This is a genomic window from Bilophila sp. 4_1_30 (genome assembly GCF_000224655.1).
GTDB classification, from domain to species: domain Bacteria; phylum Desulfobacterota; class Desulfovibrionia; order Desulfovibrionales; family Desulfovibrionaceae; genus Bilophila; species Bilophila wadsworthia.
This window is the reverse complement of record NZ_JH114273.1, coordinates 1-941: the sequence shown is the minus strand read 5'-3', so window position 1 is coordinate 941 and position 941 is coordinate 1. Positions and strand designations below refer to the sequence as shown.

General features: G+C 57.3%; 1 protein-coding gene. It reads right to left on the bottom strand.

The genetic code is table 11. The features are described from left to right. Positions 1-155 precede the first annotated feature (155 nt). Positions 156-797, bottom strand: a complete 642-nt coding sequence (locus HMPREF0178_RS20100) for a precorrin-8X methylmutase (RefSeq protein WP_009369375.1) — start codon at positions 795-797, stop codon at positions 156-158. Between the last annotated feature and the right edge of the window lie 144 nt (positions 798-941).

Genomic DNA, 941 nt, shown 5'->3' with positions numbered 1-941 from the left:
GTTGCCGAGTGTCTGTTGTATCATACTTTCTAGAAAAGGCAATGTGAAGACTGTTTATTTAATATATTTAGATTATTGACTTATATTCTGGATATTTTGTTTCCTGCCGGAACGAACGCCTCTCGCATAGACTCCCCTCCCCCAATTCCATATCCCTACGCGCTCTCCATAACGGCGTGAAGCGTGGTGACGGCGAGGGCGCTGCCGCCGCGCCGTCCTTCAAGGACGATCTGGGGAACGTCGCACTGGGCAAGAAGTTCTTTTGACTCCACCACGTTGACAAATCCGACAGGCATCCCGACGACAAGGGCGGGCCGCACACCTTCCTCAAGCGCGTACCGGGCAATGCGGGCCAGCGCCAGCGGAGCGTTGCCGATGAGCACGATGGCCCCGTCAAGTATGGGCCGAGCCTTCTCCGCGCTGCACAGGGCACGGGTGTGGCCTTCGAGCTTGGCGCGATCGATGACGTCCTGATCGCTGATATGGCAGTGCAGGCTTTCGGGACCGTAACCGGGGTTCAGCCTCTTCAACCGCTCGATGGAAAGCCCAGCGCGGATCATCTTGGAATCGCAGAATATCGGCGCTCCAGCCCGCAACGCCCGCAGACCAGAGCCGATGGCGTCATGCCGGAAAACCAGCGTGTCCGCGATGGACATGTCCGCCGTGGTATGGATCAGGCGGCGCGCCACACGCCATTCCAGTGCGGGCATCCACTTGTGGAGATCGCACTCCGACTCGATGACACGGAAGCTCTCCCGTTCGATTTCCATACCACTCAAATTCCAACGTATGTTCATGCCGCCTCCGGCAATAAGAGTTTTGCTTTTTCGTATGCCGCTGGTTCAATAATCCCGTTTCATTGTTGCTCCACCATTGCGGCTTTTCCGTGTCCCTCGCTCAACGTCTTTTGCGGGAACGAACTCCTTCCGCGTCGCCTCCCC

Coding starts and splice junctions, on each gene's coding strand:
- HMPREF0178_RS20100 (WP_009369375.1), bottom strand. CDS start 797: ATGAACATACGTTGGAATTTGAGTGGTATGGAAATCGAACGGGAGAGC.